We start from the raw sequence: 21,065 nt of genomic DNA on the forward strand, positions 1-21,065 counted from the left end.
GGTCCGAGGCCCAATCCACATGATGGACTATCAGAACATTCACAAGAAAGTGGTCCTGGACTTCGAGCGTCTGCGCGCCAAGGGGGTTCTGACGCCGGACACCGGTCGGAGCATCATGGCCGAGGAGTACCGGGTCATCAAGCGTCCCCTGCTGCTCAACGCGGTGGGCAAGGAGTCCGAAAAGGTTGCCAATGGTCGCATGATCATGGTGACCAGTGCCTTTCCCAAGGAGGGCAAGACCTTCACCGCCATCAATCTGGCCATCAGCCTGGCCGCCGAGATGGATTTGAACGTCCTGTTGGTGGACGGGGATGTGGCCAAGCCATCCGTGGCGCGGATTCTGGGATTCAAGGCCAAGGTGGGGTTGATCGACTGTCTGTTGGGCAAGGTGGAGAACTACTCCGAGGTGCTCATCAAGACCAACGTGCCGAAATTGACCCTGTTGCCCTCGGGGCGTCGCCACCATCACGCCACGGAGCTGTTGGCCAGCGAGAACATGCGCATTCTGATCAAGCAGCTCGCCGACAGTCCGGATCGCATCGTGGTGTTCGATTCGCCGCCGCTTCTGGTCACCACCGAGGCTCGGGAGTTGGCGCGCAACATGGGTCAGATCATCATGGTGGTGGAGGCGGAACGGACTCCCCAACTGGCGGTGAAGGATGCCCTGGAGCAGTTGGACAATCCGGATATCGTGGGTCTGGTCCTGAATAAATTCCGCAAGCGTGGCGCGGTGGGTGGCTATTACGGTTACGGCGGCTACGGCGGTTATGGCGGCTACGGCGGTTATGGCGGTTATGGCGGTTACGGCAGCTACGGTGGGGGGTATGGCGGCGGCTATGGTGGGGGGTATGGCGGCGGCTATGGGGGTGGATACGGCAGTTCGGAGTCCGAATCGCCGCCCAGGAAACCGGGATTCTTTTCGCGTTTGTTCCGGCGGGGGCAGGATTGAGAGGTCCGGTCCAGAGTGGGGATGCGCCCCTCAATGGGCTGACCGTGGATGTGGAGGAGTCGTTTCAGGTCGCGGCCTTCGAGGGGTGCGTGGCGCGCGGCCATTGGGAGTGCCTCCCCGCGCGCGTCGAGGGGAACACGCGGCGCATTCTGGCGCTGTGTGACCGGCATGGGGTGCGGGCCACGTTTTTCGTGTTGGGTTGGGTGGCGCGACGTCATCCGGATTTGATCCGTGCCATCGTGTCGGGTGGTCATGAGTTGGCCAGCCACGGCATGGAGCATGTGCGCGCCACCCGGCAGGATCCCGAGGTTTTTCTGGCCGATGTCCGCCAGTCGCGAGAGATTCTCGAGCAGATCTCCGGCGTGCCGGTCGTTGGCTATCGCGCTTCGACCTATTCCATCGGCAAACGGAATACCTGGGCCTTCGACAAGCTCGCCGAGGCCGGTTACCGTTACAGTTCCAGTGTCTATCCGATTCGGCACGACCTTTACGGTTGGCCAGAGGCGCCGCGTGAGCCGTTTTGGCCGAGCGGGGTGGTGGGGCGTGGTCTGGTGGAGATCCCGGTGGCCTGTCTGGAGTGGGCTGGGCGGCGTTGGCCGTGTGGAGGCGGGGGCTTTTTCCGGTTGTATCCGTATGTCGTGACCCGTTGGGCCTGGCGACGGTTGAATGTTGGCGAGGGGCGGGCCGGGGTTTTCTATTTTCACCCATGGGAGTTGGATCCCGGTCAGCCGCGGGTGGCGGGGTTGCGGTGGAAGAGTCGTTTTCGGCACTATCTGAATCTGGAGCGGATGGAACGGCGGATCGAGGCGTTGATGGGGGATTTTCGGTGGGATCGGATGGATCGGGCGTTTGCGGGGGTGATTGGGCAGGTGGGGGCGGGTGTGGTTGGCGGAGTCGGAGATGGGGAGCGCCCTCACGATCGTTCAAGCCCAACCAACCCGACATGTGAACCATGAATCTGTCCGGCCTGACCCCGCCTTCCCAACCGTTGCGCGTCCAACCCGCCAGTCCCGCCGACGCATCGGAATGGGACCGCTTCGTTGCAACCTGTCCGGAAGCCACCTTTTTCCACCGCTTCGGTTGGAAACAGGTGATCGAAACCGTCTTCAACCATCCGACCCACTACCTCCTGGCGCGCGCCAATGGTGAAATCCGCGGCGTTCTGCCTCTGGTTCATGTCAAAAGCCTGCTGTTTGGCAATGCCCTCGTCTCCACCCCGTTTTGCGTTCAAGGCGGCGTCGCGGCTCTGGACGAAGAGAGTCGCCTGGCCCTGGAATCCCACGCCGAACAACACGCCCTGGAACTGGGCGTCGATTGGCTGGAGTGCCGCAACACCACCCCCAGACGGCCCGACTGGGACGCCAAGTCGCTTTATTACGGCTTCCGCAAGCCGATCTCGCCCAATCCCGAGACCAATCTGGCCGCCATCCCGCGCAAACAACGCGCGGAGGTGCGCAAGGGCATCGCCCACCATCTCGTCGCCGTGGAGGATGACACCATCCACACGCGCTGTTTCGATATCTACGCCGAAAGCGTGCGCAACCTGGGTACGCCGGTCTTTCCGCGCGCGCTGTTTTTTCAGTTGAAGGAGACCTTCGGAGCCGATTGCCAGGGCTTGCGCATCGAACAACACGGCAAAAGCGTGGCCGAGGTGGTGAGCTTCTATTTTCGCGACCAGGTGTTGCCCTACTACGGCGGCGGCCTGCCCGAGGCGCGTGCCAGCGGGGCCATGGCCTTCATGTATTGGGAGTTGATGACCCGCGCGGCGGCGCGCGGTGCGGAGACATTCGATTTCGGTCGGAGCAAGATCGGTTCGGGGTCGTTTGATTTCAAGAAGTTCTACGGCTTCACCCCGGAGCCGCTCCAGTATCGCTACCGTCTGGTGCGCGCCGGAAAGTTGCCGGATATCAATCCCATGAATCCGAAGTACCGGTTGTTCATCCGCCTGTGGAAACGTCTGCCGCTTCCGGTCGCGGAGCGGGTCGGACCATGGTTGTCGCGCCATTTGGGGTGAGTGGCCCGAAAGCGTCGATGCGGGGGATTCGGGAGGGGGCGGAATGATGCACGCAACCCTGCTCAACCACGGGTGATGGAGTCGGCGCACAACGATACCGTCACGTCTTGGGGTGAGTGGCCCGAAAGCGTCGATGCGGGGGATTCGGGAGGGGGCGGAATGATGCACGCAACCCTGCTCAACCACGGGTATGGAGTCGGAACACGACGATACCATCACGTCCGAAAGTGCGGCGTGGGGAAGTGGGTATGATAGGCGGTAGAGCTTCCGCCATGGTTTGCTACCGCGGTCGAGACGCACGGTAGCAAACCATGGCGGAGTGCCGTATCGGTATCGCGGGATGCGTTCATGGGCTTGGGAACGCAAGGTGCCGCGAAGGGACCGGACGGATGGGACCGTCAACGGCTGATTGGTCAGACGATCGCCAGAGGCGATTACTTCTTGTTCAGGCTCTTGCGGAAGGTCTTCTTGACCCGCTCGGCCTCTTGACGGGCGGCTTCGGCCTCTTGACGGGCGGCTTCGGCATCGCGCTCGGCCTTCATGCGGGCGGCGTCAGCCCGTTCGGCCTCGAGGCGGGCATTGCGGGCGGCTTCGGCGGCCTGCATGTCGGCGGCATCGGGTTGGGTGGCGCAGCCGGGCAGGGTGCTGCCGAGGACACCAGCGAGCAACAGAACGGGGAAGATTTTGTAACCCTTCATGACTAAGTCTCCTTTTGCTGACTGATTTAAAGCGAAAATAAGTGTTTGAACCACATTTTGCCCATCATACCGTGAAAATGGGGAAAAGTCCCATAAAAAATTAGATTTCCCGAGGTTTTTTTTGCTTTTGCAAACGGCACATCATTTGCATAAGCCAATTTTTTCCATATGAATCAAACAATTGCTTGTCATGATTCCGGAGGGACATTTCCTTGACGATATTCAGGATCTCAGCAAACGCCATGCCAATTATCGAGATTCATCCGCCCCAGAATTTCAATAACCCGCGCCGACTCACGGTCCGGTTCATCACCGCTGTAACCGATTGTGGCCCGGTGCGGGCCTGGGTGCGTCCCAGAGCGGTATCCAGCGCCGATTGGGCGGTGTCGAAACCCTGGGTGTGGTGCAGCAGCGTCTCGACGAAATAGTGGCCGGTTTCCGGCTCCCAGGCGATCACCACCGGCACCAGCCGCTCCACCTCCGTCTCCAGGAGCACCCCCTGTCCGGCGGCCACCCGTCCCGATTCGTCCGATTCCAGTCGCATGGCGTGCTTGACCGGCGGTTCGGTGCCGGCGGTCGGGGAGTGCCAGTAGATCCGCTCCACGGCCCAGGGGGTCACCAGCAGGGCGCGGAACTCACCGGTGAAATCGTCGTTCAGCTCCATCTCCACGGTGATGACCAGATTGCGGTTGATCTCCGGACTTTTTTCCGGCATCTGTCTCAAGATGCGGGTGGCGCTCACCTTGAGGGCCACCGGATCGGGCCAGCGGCAGTCCCAGACCGGTGGTTCCTCCGGGTCGGGATGTTCGACCGATTCGTCCATGGGATGTCGTGTCCTTGGCGCTAGAAAAACAGCCCGTCAAGCGGGCTGGAGGCCGACGCATAGAGCTTGCGCGGGATCCGTCCGGCCAGATACGAGGCGCGCCCGGCCTCGACCGCCTTTCTCATGGCCACGGCCATGCGGATCGGATCCTTGGCGCCGGCGATGGCGGTGTTCATCAGCACCCCGTCGCAGCCCAGCTCCATGGCAAAGGCCGCGTCCGAGGCGCAGCCCACTCCGGCATCCACCAGGATCGGCACCTTGGCCTCCTCGATGATGATCTTGATCGTGTAAGGGTTGCGCACCCCCAGTCCCGATCCGATCGGCGCGGCCAGAGGCATCACCGCCACGCATCCCATCTCTTCGAACCGCTTGCACAGATAGGGATCGTCCGTGGTGTAGACCATCACCTCGAATCCTTCGGCGATCAGCCGCTCGGCGGCGATCAGGGTCTCCGGATTGTTGGGCCACAGGTATTTGGGGTCCGAAAGCACCTCCAGCTTCACCAGATTCCACCCGCCGGCCTCGCGGGCCAGCCGCAGGGTGCGCACGGCATCGTCGGCGGTGTAGCAGCCGGCGGTGTTGGGAAGGTAGAGATATTTTTTGGGATCTAGATGATCGGTCAACATCGGCGCATTGGGATCGCTCACGTTCACCCGGCGCACCGCCACCGTGACGATTTCCGCTCCCGAGGCGGCCACGGCCTGGGCGGTCTCCTCGAAATCCTTGTATTTGCCGGTGCCCACCAGCAGACGACTCGTGAAGCGGCGTCCGGCGATCACCAGCGGGTCGGGTTGCATGACCGCGACGCTCCCGTCAGGGAGGGGCGGGGTCGGGGGGAGAGAAGGGGATTCTCCCATCAAGTCAGAATCTGGTTCCATGCCGCCTCCGATGAAATGGACGATTTCGATGCGATCCTCGGGCTCCACGGTGGTATCCGTGAACCGATCCCTGGGCACCACGTTCAGATTGCGCTCTACCGCCACGCGCCGCGCGTCGAAACCAAGGTGCCGCAGCAGCTCCGCGACGTTGATTCCCTCCGGCAGTTCGGTGGCATCCCCGTTCAGTGATATCCGCATCGTCCGCCTCTCCCGTTCGCTTCACCGCGCCGATTGCTGTTGGGTTGGGATCTCTTTACACTAAAACGTCCCAAAAGGGGGTTCTCGCGCATGCAATGGGTTGCCCTTTGGTGTTGATTTTCGATAAACTCCCAATGGGATTTTATCCATCGAAATATTGTCCGCAACCTTCGCCGCGCGCAAGGACTCATTTTCCCGGGTCACCTCAAGGATGCTGACCGGTCACCTCAAGGAGGCTGAATGAGCGGGAGTCTGGAGACGTGGGATCGGAACCTGGCTCGTTTGCCGCGTCTGCTGCGCGAACGGCGCCTGGAGGAGGCCGAGGCGCTGGTGGAGGCCTGGATCGGCGCCGAACCCGAGATCGCGGCGCGGGGTCTGCTGCTGGCGCGTCTGATCGCGCTGCAACCCGAGCGCTGGGATCAGGTGCTCGCCTCGGCGTTGCGGGAGTTTGGTGCCGCCCCCCTGGCCGCCTACCAGCGGACCATCGGGGTGTTGGACGGGATCCGCGCGGAGCGTTTGGCCAGCCCGGCTCCATCTGCGGCCCAGGCGGAAGAGCCGGTCGTTGAGCCGGTGGAACCGGAAGCGGCCCAGGCGGAAGAGCCGGTCGTTGAGCCGGTGGAACCGGAAGCAGCCCAGGCGAACGAACCGGAAGCGATCGAGGCGAACGAACCGGAAGCGATCGAGGCGAACGAACCGGAAGCGATCGAGGCGAACGAACCGGAAGCGATCGAGGCGAACGAACCGGAAGCGATCGAGGCGAACGAACCGGAAGCGGCCCAGGCGGAAGAGCCGGTCGTTGAGCCGGTGGAACCGGAAGCGGCCCAGGCGGAAGAGCCGGTGGAACCCGAAGAGCCGGCCATCGCAGCGGTGGGGGAAGAACCGGAAGAGGCGGCGAAAGAAACGGAACCTCTGCCCAAGGAAACGGACGAACCGTTGAGAGAAAACGGGGCGGTGCTGCGTCTGGAGGGGTGGTTGCAAGGGGTGCGCGGCGGCTGTGCCGTCGGGCGTTCCGAGGCTCCCGAAGGGGAGGGGATGGTGCGGGCGTCGTCGGAGGAGCGTGCGGATGTCGCGCCCATCCGGGATCCGCGGGTGGAACGGATCGCCTCGTGTCTGGAGGCGTGGCAGGCACGGCTGGCAGCATGAATACCCTGATGAAAAAGCGCTTCCTGGTGCTCAACGGTCCCAATCTGAACATGCTGGGGTCGCGGGAGCCGGGAATCTACGGTTCCCTGACCCTGGCCGACATCGAACGCGCCTGTCGCGGAAAAGCCGCGACTTTGGGAGTCGAAATCGATTTTTTCCAGTCCAACCACGAGGGCGAACTGGTGGAGCGCATTCAGGCCGCGCTGAACGTCGTCGATTGGATCATCATCAATCCGGCGGCGTATACCCACACCTCGGTGGCGATTCGCGATGCCCTGCTTGCCGTGAACATCCCGGTGATTGAGGTGCATCTGAGCAACATCCACCGCCGGGAACCCTTCCGGCATCACTCCTACGTGAGCGACATCGCCGAGGGGGTGATCGCGGGATTGGGGGCGGATGGTTATCTGTTTGCCCTGGAGGCCGGGGCTGGACGCCTTGCCGCGTGCGCGGCGCATGAAAACCCTTAGTTGAGGAAGGTCATATGGCTTTTGATCTGAGAGACATTCGACAATTCATCCGCTTTCTGTCCGACACGGACGTGGCCGAAGTGGAGATCAAGGAGGAGGGGCGTTCGTTGCGCATCACCCGCGCCACCGCCCAGACGGCGCCCGTCATGCCGCAACCGCTTGCGCCGCCCCCGATGAGCCGACCGGCGCCGATGGCGGTGCCGGCGGTCGCCCTGCCGCCGCCGTCCCCCTTCATGCCCTCCTCCTCCCAGGACGACGGCAAGGAGACCACCGTGGCCATCACCGCGCCGATGGTGGGCACCTTCTACAAATCCGCCTCGCCCGAATCCGCTCCCTTCGTGAAACTGGGCGACGTGGTGAAAAAAGGTCAGGTGGTGTGCATCATCGAAGCCATGAAACTCATGAACGAGATCGAATCCGAGGTGAATGGCCGGGTGGTGAGCATCATCAAGGAGAACGCCACCCCGGTCGAATACGGGGAAGAGATGTTTCTGGTCGAGCCGAGCTGACCCATGCCCATGTTCAACAAAATCCTGATCGCCAATCGCGGCGAAATCGCCCTGCGGGTCCATCGTGCCTGCAAGGAGCTTGGCATCCAGACCGTGGCGGTCCACTCCTCTGCGGATGCCGAGGCCATGCATGTGAAACTGGCCGACGAATCGGTCTGCATCGGTCCGCCTCCCTCGCAGGACTCCTATCTCAACGTCGCAGCGATCATGGCCGCCGCCGAGATCACCGATACCCAGGCGATCCATCCGGGTTACGGTTTTCTCTCCGAGAACGCCGCCTTCGCGGAGATCATCCAGGCTTCGGGGCTCACCTTCATCGGTCCGGAACCGGAGGTGATCCGACTGCTCGGCGACAAGGTGCGCGCCCGTCAGGCGATGATCGAGTCTGGCGTCCCGGTGGTGCAGGGCTCCTCCTCGGCGATTCCCAACGAGGAGACCGCGGTCAAGGTGGCTCGTGAGATCGGCTTTCCGGTGATCATCAAGGCCGCCGGCGGCGGGGGTGGTCGCGGCATGAAGGTGGTCCACACCGAGGCCGCCCTGATCAACAGCTACACCGTGGCCCGCACCGAGGCCCAGCAGTTTTTCAAGAACGACGAGGTTTACATCGAGAAGTTCCTGAAAAACCCGCGCCATGTCGAGATCCAGATCCTGGCCGACAAACATGGCCACGCGATCCATCTCGGCGAACGCGACTGCTCGTTGCAGCGGCGTCATCAAAAACTCCTCGAGGAGTCCCCCTCGCCGATGGTCACCCCGGAGGAGCGCGAACATCTCGGGCGTCTGGCCACCAAGGCTGCCCTGGCGGTGGGCTACACCGGGGCCGGCACTTTCGAGTTCCTGCAATCCGAAGGGAAATACTACTTCATCGAGGTCAACACCCGCATCCAGGTCGAACACCCGGTCACCGAGTACGTCACCGGTCTGGATCTGGTCAAAGAGCAGATCCGCGTCGCCGCCGGGCTGCCTTTGGCCATCACCCAGGAGCAGGTCCGTTTCACCGGCCACGCCATCGAGTGTCGCATCAACGCCGAGGATCCGGAACGGTTCATCCCATCCCCCGGCCTGATCACCGAATACCATCCGCCGGGTGGCGGTGGGGTGCGGGTGGACTCGGCGGCCTACTCCGGCTATCGGATTCCGCCCTACTACGACTCCCTGATCGCCAAGCTGGTGGTGCACGGTTCGGATCGCACCGAGGCGGTGGCGCGCATGCGCCGCGCCCTGGATGAGTATGTGATCGGCGGGGTCAAGACCACCTTGCCGTTGCATCAGCGCATCCTGCGCGACAGCGCCTTTGTGCGTGGTCGTTATGATCTGAATTTCTTGAGCCGCTTTCTCAAGCGGGATGGCTGACCGGTCAGGGGAGGAGTGCGCGATGAAGGCATTGGATCACATGACCGTCATGCTGGATGCCGAACAGATCCAGCAGGCGGTCGCCGACATGGCCGAACGGATCAACCGCGAGGTGATCGCTTCCGCGGCGACCGACCGGGAACCGGTGATGGTGGTGGTGCTCAAGGGGGCGTTCCTGTTTGCCAGCGACCTGCTGCGTCATCTCTCCAGACCCATCCCGGTGGTTTTCGCCCACACCCGCTCCCAGGAGGAGCGCATCGTCATGACCGTCGAGGATCAGGAATTCCTGCGCGGGCGTGACCTGATCCTGGTGGATATCCTCCTGGACAGCGGCGACAGCCTGAAGCGGCTGCATCGCTGGTTGACCGATGCGTGTCAACCCGCCTCGATCCGCATTGCCGTGTTGCTGCACAAGACCGTGCTCGATCCCGAACCCCTGCCGCTGGATTTTCTCGGCTACGAGGTGCCCGACCTGCGACTGGTCGGCTATGGCATGGATGAGCATCAACGGTTCCGCGGACTTCCTTGCGTCTACACCTGGTGGAAGCCGACCCCCGATCTGGCCTGAGCGGGATGTCGCATGGTTGCAACGTCGTTTCCATGGCGGATGGATTGAGGCCAATATGCGGAAAAAGCATCTTTTTTCTGTGGTGGTCGTCTCCCTGGTCCTCACCGTGTCGTATCCCGCCGCGTATGCCGAGACGAAACTCGATTTCTGGATGGCCCGGTTTGGCGCCGAGTTGGGCATTGCGGAGTCTCAGTTGGCCCTGGGCGAGATGTACCGCAAGGGCGAAGTGGTTCGTTTCAATTTGGAATTGGCGCGCCATTGGTTCCAGAAGGCCGCGGAGCAGGGGTTTCCGGAAGCGCAGAGCAAACTGGCCCTGATGTATGAACAGGGCGTGGGTGGACGCCGCGCCATTGGCAAGAATGCCGTGCAGGCCTATGCCTTTTACAATCTGGCCGCCCTGAATGGCGACGAGACCGCGGCGGCCAAGCGCGATGCGATCGGGCGAAAGTTGAAACCCGAGCAGATCCAGCAGGCTCAGGAGTTGACCCGGCAGTGGGCCAACAAGTTTCCCGGCATGAACGAGATCCCCGAGTGACCTTTTCCAGGCATGAACGAACCCCCCGAGTGACCTTTTCCCGGCATGAACGAGATCCCCGAGTGACCTGAAAGCCCCGCGTGACCTGAAAGCCCCGAGTGACCTGGAGGCGGTGTTTGCCGCGTGGCCGGGGTGTTTGTCCGCTCGCCGGCCTGGTCACGAGCTGGCGCCGGCCCGGTCACGAAGCCCGTTTCTTTTTACCGTGGTTGAACATCAGATAGAGCAGCGGAATCAGAAACAGCGTCAACAGGGTCGAGAAGCCCAATCCCCACACGATCGACGTGGCCACCGGTCCCCACAGCAGGGATTTCCCACCCAGTCCCATGGCCAGGGAGAGCAGTCCGACGATGGTGGTGATGGTGGTGATGAGGATCGGCACCACGCGGCGTCGGGCGGCATAGATCATGGCGTGCAGGGGGCCCATCCCCTCGCGGCGGCGGTCGTTGGCCGCGGCGATCAGCACGATGGCCGCGTTCACCGCGATCCCCGAGAGGGCCACCACCCCGTAGAGGGTGTAGAGACTCAGCGGATGGCCGGTGATCAGCAATCCGCACACCACCCCGACAAAGGCCAGGATCACGGTGGTCAGGATCAACAGCGGCTGAAAGTAGCTGTTGAACTGGGTGCCGAGGATCAGATACAGCAGGCCGAATCCCATCAGGAACAGCCACGCGATGGCGTCCATCGACTCCTGGATGTCGTCCAGGATGCCGGAGAAGTCGAGATCCACGCCGGGAAAGCGGGTGTGGAGTCCGGCCCACGCCTTCTTGATGTGCTGGTTCGCGGTGACCACATCCATGCGGGTGCGATCGAGTTCCGCCTCGATGGTGATGGCGCGGCGGAAGTTGTAGTGGTGGATGGTATCCACCCCCTGGCGGGTTTCGTGGCGGGTGAGGGTGTCGAGGGTGGTCGAGGTGCCGTTGGGCAGGGCGACCGGCAGGTTGAGGATCTCCTCGACCCCGTGCGGCCTGGTGGGCTTGGCCATCACCCGCACCTTGACCTGCTCCCCCTGGTGCTGGAAAGAGGCGGCGATCTCGCCATCGGCCAACAGACGGGTCAAACGCGCCACCAGCGCGGCATCCACCCCGGCGCGGCGCAGGGCGTCGGCATCCGGACGCAGCACCAGTTCGTGGCTGCCGAAGGCGAAGTTGTCGGTGATGTCGCTCACTTCCGGCATGTCGGCCAGGATCTTCTTGATCGCGGCGCTCGCTTCGCGCAGCTGGGTGTAGTCATCGCCGCGCACCTTGACGCTGATCGGCTTGGTGACCGGCGGTCCGCCCGACATGGGCAGAAAGGTGATGTTGTCCGGTCCCGGCGTGGCCAGGACCGAGGCGCGCATGCCGTCGATGATCTCGCGCACCGAGCGGCGCTTTTGGGCGTCGGGTGTCAGGCTCACCAGGATCTGTCCGAAACGGTCGCCGAAAAAGGGTTCGGTATCGGTCATCATCTGCCCGGCGTAGGGGACCACGGTGCGGGTCTCCTCGGGTTTGAGGCCGGCGCGCACCCGTCGTTCGGCCTCCAGGGTGGTGGTCATGGTCCGTTCCAGCGAGGAGCCGGCGGGCATCTTGAGGTTGACGTAGAAGAGCGGCATGGGATCCATGGCGAAGAAATCGACCCGGATCATGCCGGATGCCACCACGCCGATGGAGAGGGCCAGGCCCAGGAAGGCGGTTCCCATGGAGAGTTTGGGGCGGCGCAGCACGGGAATCAACAGCCGCACGTAGAGGATGCGGATGCGGTGCATGAGGCGGGCGCGCCACAGCTCCATGCGGGTGGGCGGACGGTCGTGCTTCCAGTTCATGGCCGCCACATGGGCGGGGAGCATCCAGAAGGCCTCGACCAGACTGAGGAGCATCGCCAGGGAGACCACCATGGGGATGATCTTCATGAACTTGCCGAGGATGCCGGGCAGGAGCATCAGGGGCAGGAAGGCGGCCATGGTGGTGAGCGACGAGGAGGCGACCGGGATCCAGACCTCGCGGAGTCCCGCGATGGCGGCATCCATGGCCTGGACGCCGTTGGCCAGGCGCAGGGCGATCGACTCCACCACCACCACGGCGTCATCGACCAGCATCCCCAGGGCGATCACCACCCCGAGGAGCGCCATGACGTTCATGGTCTGGCCGAGGGCATGCAGGATGATGAAGGTGCCGGACAGGGCGAAGGGGATGCCGAGACTCACCAACAGCGAGATGCGCAGACCGAGGAAGAGCCAGGTGGACAGGAAGACCAGGATCAGCCCCATGAGGGCGTTGCTCTCCATGATGGAGAGGGCATTCTTGACCATGGCGGTCTGATCGTCGGCGAGCAGGGTCTGGACGCCGGTTTGCTCTTTCAGCGTCTGGCGACTTTCCAGGTACGCCTTGATGTGGTTGGTCAGATCGAGGGAGTTGACCCCGGGCCGTTTGGTGACGGAGAGGAAGATCGCCGGCTTGCCCTGATAGCGCACCATGCGGTCGGCCTTCTTGCGGTCCCGGACCACCTCGGCGAGGCGGTTGAGCTGCAACTCCCCCTCGCGGCCCATGACCGGCCAGGTGGCCAGTTCTGCGGGATCCGGGGTGGTTCCCTGATAGCGCAGCATGCGATTGCCTTCGCCCATGGCCACGGCCCCGCCGGCCAGATCCCGAAAACGCGCGGTGATGGTGCCGGCCAGTTGGGTGGGATCCACGCCGAGCAGGGCCAGATGGAACGGATCGAAGCGCACCTGGAGTTCCGGATCGCGCAGCCCGAGGGGCATCACCTGATCGACCCCCGGAATCCGTTCCAGATCCTTTTGAACCCGGCGCGCCTGCTGGCGCAGGGTTTCGTCATCGGCCTCGCCGGTGACCACGGCCATGACCGTGGGCCAGCCGTTGGCGCTGGTGATCTCCAGGATCACCGGATCCTCGGCCTCGGTGGGGATTTCCCGTTGTTTGTGGTTGATTTCGCGGCGCAGATCGGTGACCCGTTTGTCGAAGGTGTGGTCATCCATCTCCTGGAAGCGGACCAGGATGCTGGAAGTGGCATCGCTGCTGCTCGACATGACGAAGCGGATGTCCGGGATCTTTTGCAGCGCCTCTTCCAGGGGGTCGGTGACCAGTTTTTCCACATCCTCGGCAGAGGCCCCCGGCAGGATGGTGACGAGGCTGATCCAGTTGAAGCTCATGTCCGGATCCTGTTGCCGGGGCAGTTGGCCGTAGGCGAGCAGGCCGAGCACCAGCACCAGGACGAAGGCGACATTGGCCAGGACGTGATTGCCGAGAAAGGTACGCATCATGGGGGAGGGGCTCATGGGTTGCAAGGGTATCGGATCGTGGTCGGGCCACGCGCGCCAACCTGGGGTATGGGAGCGGGGTTCAGGGCGGGGCCGGAATGGGCTGGATCGCCGCGCCGTGGGTGAGGGATTCGCGTCCGGAGATCACCACCGTCCCTTCCGGGAGGGGATCGAGCAGGGCCGGATGGCCTTCCAGGGCCTGGGGAAGCGGTTGGAACGCCGCCTTGTCCCCCTGGGCGAGAAAGAATCCCAGGGTGGCGTCGCGGCGCACCAGCAGCCAGGGTGGAAGATGGGGTCTGGCATCCGACCAGACCAGGCGACCGGCGGCGCCGGGAACCGGTCGATCACCCGTGAAAAGCAGACGGGCCTCCCTGGCGCGACTGGCGGGATCGACCACCGGCACCACCACGCGCAGCTTCACCGGATAGTCGCGTCCTTCGTGGGAAAAGTGCCAGGATGGGGCGCGGGTCAGGCTGTCGATGCGTCCGGAGGCGATGGTCGCGGAGAGTTCCACATGGCGATGGTCCACCAGTTGCGCCAACGGCGTGCCGGGCGCGGCATCCATCCCCACTCTGGCCTGACGTTGCACGACCACCCCGTCGAAGGGGGCCTTGACCAGACACTTTTCGACGCGGGTGCGCGCATCCTCCATGGAGACCTCCACGGCACGCGCCTGGGCGGCCAACTCCTTGACCTCGCTTTCGCTCTGCTCCACCCGTTCTTCGGAGGCCTGTTTTTGCGCGTGCAACTGTCGGGCCCGTTCGGCGCGCTTGCGGGCGGTCTCCAGGCGGGCGCGCAGCCCATCCAGTTCAGCTGCGGCGCGGCGTTCCGCCAGCCGGTAGGCCCAGGGATCCAGACGCACCACCAGGTCGCCGCTCTTGACCGTATCCCCTACCTGTACCGGCAGTTCGACGACGGTCGCGCCAACCTGGGCGGTGATCAAACCATCCAGCAGTGCGCGCGATTCGGCGGGCGCCTCCTCGCGGGGGTGGATCAGCACCGCTTCCAGGGGTTTGGTGGTGACCTGGAGCGGTTCGTCGGCCTGGGAGGGGAGAGGCAGACAGAACAGGATGAACAACCAACCCGGCAATGGGCATTTCATGACTCAAGCATCCTCGTTTTCGTGAAGCGGACGATTTCAAGCGTGGCATCCGGCAGTGTAGGAGGTTATGCCGAGCGGATCAATATTTGGTTTGTTGATAATTGTTCACTATGGGGTGTTGCGTTTTTTTCGTGTTTGTGCGATAAAAAGTGGTGTTCGTTCGCATTCTTGCAAGCAATAGCTAGCGTATAATGACTTTGTGTTTTCTGTGTACCGGCCTGTTTGTAAAACTTAACAGCTTCGGTTGAGGGTGGGATCGTCAAACGTGGGAGGGGGACGCTTCGGATCCGGTGCTCGTCTGATGGTGGGTATGATCGTCTGTGGTCTGCTGGCCGGTTGCGCCAGTACCCCGCCCGCGTCGCGTCCGCTCAAGAAAGTCAACGACGCCTGCGCCATCTTCGAGGATCGGAACGGGTGGTACGACGAAACCCGCAAAGTGGCGAAAAAATGGGGCGCACCGATTCATGTGCAGCTGGCGATCATCCATCAGGAGTCCGGATTTCGCCATAACGCCCGTCCACCCCGTTCCAAACTCTTCTGGTTCGTGCCGGGTGGCCAGTCCACGGCCTTCGGCTATGCCCAGGCCCTGGATTCAACCTGGGAGAACTACAAGAAAAATACCGGTGCCCGCAACGCGAATCGGGACAACTTCGCCGATGCCGTGGATTTCGTCGGCTGGTACGTGGATCAAAGCCATCGCAAGTGCGGCATCGCCAAGGATGACGTGCGCGCCCAGTATCTGGCCTATCACGAGGGGCAGCAGGGCTACAACCGGCGCACCTTCGCGAGCAAGGGGTGGCTTCTGGATACCGCGCGTCGCGTCGAGAAGAACGCCGAGAAGTACCGGCAGCAGTTGCTGCGTTGCCGACCGGAAGAGGAGCCGAAGGGCAGGGGTGGGTGGTTCTTCTGATACCTTGTATTGTCTTGCCAGAAAAGTGATCGGCATGCACACCCCAGGTCTGACAGACGTGCGACACCCCAGGGCTGACAGACGTGCGACACCCCAGGTCTGACAGTCGTGCGACACGCCAGGTCTGACAGTCGTGCGACACGCCAGGTCTGACAGTCGTGCGACACGCCAGGGTGGAGGGGAATCGAGGGTGGGTTGGTGGGATCCGGCATGGCGGGAGCGGGGCGGACGAAAACAAAAAACGAGCCGGCCAGGATCAGGGTCCCAGAGGGGGGAGACGCGTACCGGGCCGGCTCGCGACAACGCTGGGTGACAAAGTCGCCTGGCGCCATCTGATCAGAAGTGATGAGCGGAATACGTTTCTATGATTGCATTCGCTTATACCATGAATTATCGTACGATCGGGATCCAGGGTAAATTTATTTTCGGAACCCATCGTATTCACGACGGGCAGGAAGGGTAAACCCATGCATGATTTGGTTCGGTTCGATCTGAATCTCCTGGTGGCCTTCGATGTGTTGATGACCGAGCGGGGGGTGACGCGCGCGGGACGACGTTTGGGCATCACACAGGCCGCCATGAGCAATACATTGCGACGCTTGCGCGATATCTTCGATGATCCGCTGTTCGTCAAGATCGGACTGCGCATGGAGCCGACGGCACGCGCCCTGGAACTGGCCGGACCGGTGGAGCGGGCACTCAAGGAGGTGCGGCAGGCGTTGAATCAGGAGCGGTTCGACCCGATTCACGCGCAACACCTGTTCCGCATCGGCATGGTGGATTATGCCTCGGTTCTGTTGTTGGCCCCGTTGGTGGATCTGTTGCGCAAGAAGGCTCCGGGCGTGGCTCTGGAGTTGGTGGATATCGGTGGCGAGGACGAGCGCACGGTGTTGGAGAGCGGCGCGGCGGATCTGGTGTTCAGCCGTTTCCAGTGGGTTCCGCCGAATATCCTGCTGCATCGGGTGTTCCAGATGCAGTTCGTCTGCATTTTCCGTCAGGATCATCCGTTGATTCCAGACGGCAAGTTGACCCTGGAGTCGTTTCTGGCTGCGGATCATATCCATTTCTATCCGCGTGGCATGACCAGCACCGTGGTGGACGAGGCCCTGGCCAACATGGGACGGTCGCGGAGCATCAAGGCGCGGCTCTACTCGCTGGGGAACATCCCCTTCATGGTGGCGCAGAGCGACCTGATCGCGGTGTTGCCGGATCGGGTGGCCAAGCGCATCGCCAAGCCCCTCCACTTGCGCGTTGCGCCGGTTCCGGTGAATACCCCGGCATTGCGCATGGCCATCGCCTGGCATCCGCGCACCGAAAAGAGTCCGCCCAACATCTGGTTGCGCGAGCAGGTCAAGTCGCTTCTGGAGTTGCCCGAAGAGGGGTGATCCGCCTGCTTCGGAATGGATCAAGATCGGGGGAACCGGGACGGCGTTCGTCACGTTCCCCCGGTCCCGCCTTGCCGGAGGCGCCCGCCCCCTCACACCCCATACGGCGCTTCGGTGCGCAGACGGCTGTCAACGATCGGGCGTCCCAGGGTGAAGTGATACAGACTCTGGAAACGGGCCGAGCGCAATCCGATGGTCTGGTGAAACCAATCGTCCAGAAAACAGCCAATGCCCGTGCCGCGCATGCCGGCGGCCTCGGCCTCCAGATAGAGGGTCTGTCCCACCATCCCGGCCTCCTGGTAGAGTTGTCGATAGAGCCAGGGTTCGGATGACAACCCTTCCGGAAACTCCCCGAGCATCCCCAACGTCAACACCCCGTCCGAGGCGATCTCCTGCTGGCAGGAGATCCAATAGGCCGTCTCTTCCAGAGAGTCGCTCCGCAACCGGTACAAGGGCAGATGGTCCGGCGCCCCGGTGACCGCTGACCATGCCAGCTCTTCCCCGAGCGCGGCCTTGAGCCCATCCAGGCGATGCGGATCCCGTACCAGGATGTACAATCCGGCCTCGACCCCGCTGATCCGATGGAGCATGCAGACCGGAAAGATCCGGGGCGCCCAGGGGAGGGCATCCCAGGGGGCCAGATCGGCACGCGGCAGGGTGGCGTCGAGCAGACGCCACAAGGCCGATGCCGGGAGGGTGGCGGAGGGATCGAACCGTTGCGCGCTGCGCCGTTGCCGGATCAGGGAGGCCGCCCCCTTGGACGATGCGCCCGCCGGCAAGGGAGTCTCCAGGAGAGGCGCCCAGGGGGGTGGCTCGGGAAGGCGGGGTTGCAGGGTCGCCAAGGTCATGGCTTCGACCTGCGGCCAGTGATGGCCATGGCGGCGGCTCAGACGATTGGGCAGCCCGAGCCACGGACCCCGCGCCGCCAGATCGGCCAGGGCAACCACCTCCGCGCCCAGCGGACGCCAGGGTGCGCTGGCCGGTTCGACCAGGAGCAGCCGTTCGGCCTCCTCGGCTTCGGGGGTTGTGCCGTCGTCACCAAAGTTCACCCCGCTGGTGAGCACGCCGAGCAGGCGCGCCACGTCGCGCGTGGCGGGCGCGGTCAGGAGCCGTGCCCGCCAGCCGAGGGTGGCCGCCGCATGTCGGAAGGCGGATATCGCGTGGCCGGTGTCGAGTTGTACGTAGCGAAAGGCCCGATCCCCGTATTTCCACGTCTCGCGCCACGGGATCGAGGTCAGGCCGATGAGCAGGCTTCCCGGCGGGAACCGGGCGTTCCAGTCTGCCCGTTCGTCGCGGGTGATGGCGCGGCGCTGCTCGAGCCGATGGTCGCGGCTGACGTAGTGATAGACCCCGGCCTCGATGCGCGGGCTGCTCCCTTCCGGGGGGAGATCGGGGAGGATCACATACCCCTCGGTGGGGTGAAGGTTGCCGCTGGAGGGGTTGCAGCGCAGCGCCCAGCGGGTCTCTCCGTGGACCTTCCAGGCGGAGAGACCCAGGGACAGCTCCAACAGGGCGGCCACGGAGGCCAGATGTACCGGGGCCACCGGGATCCGTCCCGGTGGTGCGTAAAGGTCGTCGAAGCTGGAGGTGAGGCGGTCGGCCACGAGGGGAAGCTGGATCCGCGGCGCGCCGGCGTGGGTGCGGAACGGATCGGGCTGGTTGGCCCAGTCGAGGTGGCCCGGACCTGGGGCATGGCGGTCCGGCTGGTGCTTGGAGTGGTGGTGATAGGCCAGGACCGTTTCGCCTGGGGTGGCGTCGTCGCGCTTCATGATGCGAACCTCACCCCGGTGCCGCCCAGTCCACAGTAGCCGCGCGGATTCTTGGCCAGGTACTGTTGATGGTACGCCTCGGCGACATGAAACGGGGGCGCGGGGAGGATTTCGGTGGTGATCGGACCGAACCCGGCCTGGGTGAGCCGGGTTTGGAAGCGATCACGGGAGGCGAGGGCCATCTGGCGTTGTTCGTCGGAGTGGGCATGGATCACGGAACGGTACTGGGTGCCGATGTCGTTGCCCTGACGCATCCCCTGGGTCGGATCGTGGCTCTCCCAGAAGAGGGCCAGGAGCGCCGCGTAGCCGATTCGGGTCGGATCGAAGACGACCAGGACCACTTCGGCATGGCCGGTCAGACCGGTGCAGACCTGGTGGTAGGTGGGATCTGGGGTCTGGCCGCCGGCATAGCCCACGGCGGTGGTGATGACCCCCGGCTGTTGCCAGAACCGTCGTTCCGCGCCCCAGAAGCAGCCCAGGCCGAAGGTGGCCATTTGAGATCCTTCCGGATAGGGGGGCTCGAGGGGAGTGTTCAGGACGGCATGCAGGGTGGATGCGGGCATGATGACCTCTGACGCGGGAGAAAGGAGTCGTTGCACTGTTTTGACACGCCGCCGCGCGGTTTGGTTCGCGCTTCGGGCCTCATCACCCCGCCAGACAGCCGTCGAGCCGGGCGAGGGCGTCCGGGTCCGCGAGGAGCCGATTGCGCAGGGCGTGGCTGATTTCCAGGTGGATGAAGCCCGGAAATCCCATGGCGCGCACCGCCCGGCCCGTGGCGTTGGTGGTGCCGCCGAGGATCTCCACCTCGGTGGGATAGAGGCTGACCGTGCCCAGATCGGCTTGCTTGAGACACTTGGCCACCTTTTCGACCGGCGCCGAGGGTTGCCTGGTGCCGGAACTGACGATCAGATCTGAGGTCCGCGGGTCGTGAGCGGCACGCTTTTTCTCGTCGAATCCATGCAGTTGCACGATGCGCGCATGCGGATGGGTGGCGGCGATGGCGCGCCCGAACGCGGTGAAGGGTGAGGGATCCACATGGGCCAGATCGCTGTGTGGGGTTTCGTGACGGTGCCGGGTGTTCCAGGCCGCGCCGGCCACCCCGCCGCGTTCGAACAACCGCCGGGTGATCTCTCCGGTTCCCTGGTCGAAAAAGCGGTGCGGCGCCTGGATGAACACCCCTCCGGTCCGCTCCGGACGCAGCAGATAGAGTCCCTGTCCCTGGTTGGCGCGTTCGCCGATCAGCAGGGTTGCCGAATCGGGCCATGCAAGCTCGAACCCGAGTCGCCTCCAATCCGCCCGGTTGTCCCTGCCGCGCATGGTGTCGCGAAACGCCAGCTCCATCCGCTCGGCATCCGGAGGGGAGAGGGGCGCGAATCCGCCAGGTCGCACCGTCGCCGGCAGCCAGCGGGCCCACGCGGCGGCATCGAGGGGGGTTCCCGAGGCCTCTTCCAGGGCGACCGTGAGCATCAGCGCCATGGCCAGCCAGCCATGCGTCGCTCCGCGCATGCCCCCCGTCATGCCCCGTTCCGGCGCGCGCCAGAGCCACCCCCGTTATCCGTCCGCAGCGACCAGAAGAGGTGATAAAGCGGCGCCAGGATGGTGAAATCCTCCCGAAGCCGGTCGGCGAATCCGGGACCGAAGTGCTCGGCGCCCACCGGTTCCCGGCGCATGAGGTAGAGGGTCTTGCGTTGATACCAGTCGGCCAGTTCCGGGGGGAGTTTCGGGTTGAGGGATTTTTTGTACATCTCGCCCGCCAGGGAGAAACGGGTTTGTCCCCGTGCCGGCGCGGTCGCCTCCAGGAATTCTTCCGGGGTGTCGTCGATCATGGCGCGTAAGTGGTCCATGGTGGCGCGGGAGGCGGCGTAGAACCCCATGCCGTAATGGCACTGCTCGATGCCCAGATCGAAGAAGAAGGCCGGGTTCTCCTGCCAGGTTTTGAAAGGGCGCTTGAAGGAGAACCACAGGTTGGTCCGGTAGGGGGATTTGTCGCGGGAGAAGCGGGTATCCCGATGAACGCGGGCTATGGTCTTGCCGACCAGGGGACGGGTTTCGAAATCCGGATCGATGTCGAGCATGGCCGGTCCCAGCTCTCCCACCAGCTCGGCCATGGGGTTCAACACATGCCGATCGAACCTCTCCCGATGTTCGGTGAACCAGGTTTTGGTGTTGTTCTCGCGCAGATCGACGAGAAAACGGAGCGTGTCCGGAGTGAAACCGGTGGTCATGGTGGTGACTCCTCGGTATGACTTCCATCGTTGTATCGGCAGGCGATCCCATGCTGCCGGGCCGCCGTTTGGAGTTGGTCGATGCGTCAATCCAACGGGTTGCGACCCATGGCATCGAGAATTTTTTCCGAGGTGTTGGGCGAGATGGTATCAAATGAGGTCTGAACCGGCAAGCGTCATCCCTCCTCCCGCCGCCCGTTCCACGTGCTCTTGGCCGCCTACGCGGCGGCAAACGACAGTCACATCAGCGCCCTTTTTACCCTGCTCTCTTGGCTGCCTACGC

General features: G+C 63.6%; 20 protein-coding genes. 11 read left to right on the forward strand and 9 right to left on the reverse strand.

Features of this window, described 5'->3' with window-relative positions; all coding sequences use genetic code 11:
* The first annotated feature begins 19 nt into the window (after nucleotides 1-19).
* Genes ACOY6C_RS01130 through ACOY6C_RS01140 form a run of 3 tightly spaced genes read left to right on the forward strand, consistent with a single transcriptional unit; the run spans nucleotide 20 to nucleotide 2,963 of the window.
* Entirely contained in the window at nucleotides 20-949 is a 930-nt protein-coding gene (locus tag ACOY6C_RS01130) for an XrtA-associated tyrosine autokinase (RefSeq protein ID WP_420903637.1), read from the forward strand.
* The gene (locus ACOY6C_RS01135) at nucleotides 946-1,905 is read left to right on the forward strand and encodes an XrtA system polysaccharide deacetylase (protein WP_420903638.1); all 960 of its coding nucleotides are present in this window, start codon (nucleotides 946-948) and stop codon (nucleotides 1,903-1,905) included. The genes ACOY6C_RS01130 and ACOY6C_RS01135 overlap by 4 nt, the downstream gene beginning before the upstream one ends.
* Nucleotides 1,902-2,963, forward strand: coding sequence for a FemAB family XrtA/PEP-CTERM system-associated protein (locus tag ACOY6C_RS01140; protein ID WP_420903639.1), 1,062 nt, complete (start codon nucleotides 1,902-1,904; stop codon nucleotides 2,961-2,963). The genes ACOY6C_RS01135 and ACOY6C_RS01140 overlap by 4 nt, the downstream gene beginning before the upstream one ends.
* Before the next feature lie 434 nt (nucleotides 2,964-3,397).
* Here ACOY6C_RS01140 and ACOY6C_RS01145 read toward each other — a convergent pair whose 3' ends face one another.
* The 3 genes from ACOY6C_RS01145 to thiS all read right to left on the reverse strand — a co-directional run bounded on the left by ACOY6C_RS01145 (nucleotide 3,398) and on the right by thiS (nucleotide 5,560).
* Nucleotides 3,398-3,661 carry a hypothetical protein gene (locus tag ACOY6C_RS01145; RefSeq protein WP_420903640.1) on the reverse strand — a complete coding sequence of 88 codons (264 nt, stop codon included), beginning with the start codon at nucleotides 3,659-3,661 and terminating at the stop codon, nucleotides 3,398-3,400.
* A 259-nt stretch (nucleotides 3,662-3,920) separates the two neighbouring features.
* The gene (locus ACOY6C_RS01150) at nucleotides 3,921-4,484 is read right to left on the reverse strand and encodes a hypothetical protein (RefSeq protein WP_420903641.1); all 564 of its coding nucleotides are present in this window, start codon (nucleotides 4,482-4,484) and stop codon (nucleotides 3,921-3,923) included.
* Nucleotides 4,485-4,504: 20 nt separating this feature from the next.
* Nucleotides 4,505-5,560, reverse strand: coding sequence for a sulfur carrier protein ThiS (gene thiS, locus ACOY6C_RS01155; RefSeq protein ID WP_420903642.1), 1,056 nt, complete (start codon nucleotides 5,558-5,560; stop codon nucleotides 4,505-4,507).
* A 240-nt stretch (nucleotides 5,561-5,800) separates the two neighbouring features.
* Between thiS and ACOY6C_RS01160 the strand changes: the two genes are divergently transcribed.
* From ACOY6C_RS01160 to ACOY6C_RS01185, 6 genes are read left to right on the forward strand one after another with little or no spacing between them, the layout of a single operon-like run.
* Entirely contained in the window at nucleotides 5,801-6,703 is a 903-nt protein-coding gene (locus ACOY6C_RS01160) for a hypothetical protein (protein WP_420903643.1), read from the forward strand.
* The gene (gene aroQ, locus ACOY6C_RS01165) at nucleotides 6,700-7,173 is read left to right on the forward strand and encodes a type II 3-dehydroquinate dehydratase (protein ID WP_420903644.1); all 474 of its coding nucleotides are present in this window, start codon (nucleotides 6,700-6,702) and stop codon (nucleotides 7,171-7,173) included. The genes ACOY6C_RS01160 and aroQ overlap by 4 nt, the downstream gene beginning before the upstream one ends.
* 14 nt (nucleotides 7,174-7,187) lie before the next feature.
* Nucleotides 7,188-7,682: an acetyl-CoA carboxylase biotin carboxyl carrier protein gene (gene accB, locus ACOY6C_RS01170; protein WP_420903645.1), complete on the forward strand. Its 495-nt coding sequence runs from the start codon at nucleotides 7,188-7,190 to the stop codon at nucleotides 7,680-7,682.
* A gap of 9 nt (nucleotides 7,683-7,691) precedes the next feature.
* Nucleotides 7,692-9,035, forward strand: a complete 1,344-nt coding sequence (gene accC / locus ACOY6C_RS01175) for an acetyl-CoA carboxylase biotin carboxylase subunit (RefSeq protein ID WP_420903811.1) — start codon at nucleotides 7,692-7,694, stop codon at nucleotides 9,033-9,035.
* 22 nt (nucleotides 9,036-9,057) lie between these two features.
* On the forward strand, nucleotides 9,058-9,603 hold the full coding sequence (locus ACOY6C_RS01180) for a phosphoribosyltransferase (RefSeq protein ID WP_420903646.1): 546 nt from the start codon (nucleotides 9,058-9,060) through the stop codon (nucleotides 9,601-9,603).
* Between the two features lie 55 nt (nucleotides 9,604-9,658).
* Complete coding sequence (locus tag ACOY6C_RS01185) at nucleotides 9,659-10,138, forward strand: tetratricopeptide repeat protein (protein ID WP_420903647.1); 480 nt, start codon at nucleotides 9,659-9,661, stop codon at nucleotides 10,136-10,138.
* 178 nt (nucleotides 10,139-10,316) lie between these two features.
* On the opposite strand, the gene ACOY6C_RS01190 is transcribed toward ACOY6C_RS01185, so the two are convergent.
* Nucleotides 10,317-13,394 carry an efflux RND transporter permease subunit gene (locus tag ACOY6C_RS01190; protein ID WP_420903648.1) on the reverse strand — a complete coding sequence of 1,026 codons (3,078 nt, stop codon included), beginning with the start codon at nucleotides 13,392-13,394 and terminating at the stop codon, nucleotides 10,317-10,319.
* Nucleotides 13,395-13,473: 79 nt separating this feature from the next.
* On the reverse strand, nucleotides 13,474-14,493 hold the full coding sequence (locus tag ACOY6C_RS01195; RefSeq protein WP_420903649.1) for an efflux RND transporter periplasmic adaptor subunit: 1,020 nt from the start codon (nucleotides 14,491-14,493) through the stop codon (nucleotides 13,474-13,476).
* Nucleotides 14,494-14,794: 301 nt separating this feature from the next.
* Here ACOY6C_RS01195 and ACOY6C_RS01200 point away from each other — a divergent pair, with 301 nt between their 5' ends.
* The gene (locus ACOY6C_RS01200) at nucleotides 14,795-15,403 is read left to right on the forward strand and encodes a transglycosylase SLT domain-containing protein (protein WP_420903650.1); all 609 of its coding nucleotides are present in this window, start codon (nucleotides 14,795-14,797) and stop codon (nucleotides 15,401-15,403) included.
* 467 nt (nucleotides 15,404-15,870) lie between these two features.
* Nucleotides 15,871-16,788, forward strand: coding sequence for a LysR family transcriptional regulator (locus tag ACOY6C_RS01205; RefSeq protein ID WP_420903651.1), 918 nt, complete (start codon nucleotides 15,871-15,873; stop codon nucleotides 16,786-16,788).
* Between the two features lie 92 nt (nucleotides 16,789-16,880).
* Here the strand turns inward: ACOY6C_RS01205 and ACOY6C_RS01210 are convergent, their stop codons facing one another.
* The 4 genes from ACOY6C_RS01210 to ACOY6C_RS01225 form a co-directional block, all read right to left on the reverse strand.
* Nucleotides 16,881-18,557 (reverse strand): nitroreductase family protein, encoded by a 1,677-nt coding sequence (locus ACOY6C_RS01210; protein ID WP_420903652.1) that lies wholly within the window; start codon nucleotides 18,555-18,557, stop codon nucleotides 16,881-16,883.
* Nucleotides 18,554-19,123 carry a peptide-methionine (S)-S-oxide reductase MsrA gene (gene msrA / locus ACOY6C_RS01215; RefSeq protein WP_420903812.1) on the reverse strand — a complete coding sequence of 190 codons (570 nt, stop codon included), beginning with the start codon at nucleotides 19,121-19,123 and terminating at the stop codon, nucleotides 18,554-18,556. Before msrA ends, ACOY6C_RS01210 begins: the two co-directional genes overlap by 4 nt.
* Nucleotides 19,124-19,202: 79 nt before the next feature.
* Complete coding sequence (locus tag ACOY6C_RS01220) at nucleotides 19,203-20,075, reverse strand: hypothetical protein (protein WP_420903653.1); 873 nt, start codon at nucleotides 20,073-20,075, stop codon at nucleotides 19,203-19,205.
* Nucleotides 20,072-20,782, reverse strand: a complete 711-nt coding sequence (locus ACOY6C_RS01225) for a DUF2461 domain-containing protein (RefSeq protein ID WP_420903654.1) — start codon at nucleotides 20,780-20,782, stop codon at nucleotides 20,072-20,074. Before ACOY6C_RS01225 ends, ACOY6C_RS01220 begins: the two co-directional genes overlap by 4 nt.
* Between the last annotated feature and the right edge of the window lie 283 nt (nucleotides 20,783-21,065).

The sequence above is a fragment of the Candidatus Magnetaquiglobus chichijimensis genome (assembly GCF_045865675.1).
Taxonomy (GTDB): Bacteria; Pseudomonadota; Magnetococcia; order Magnetococcales; family Magnetaquicoccaceae; genus Magnetaquiglobus; species Magnetaquiglobus chichijimensis.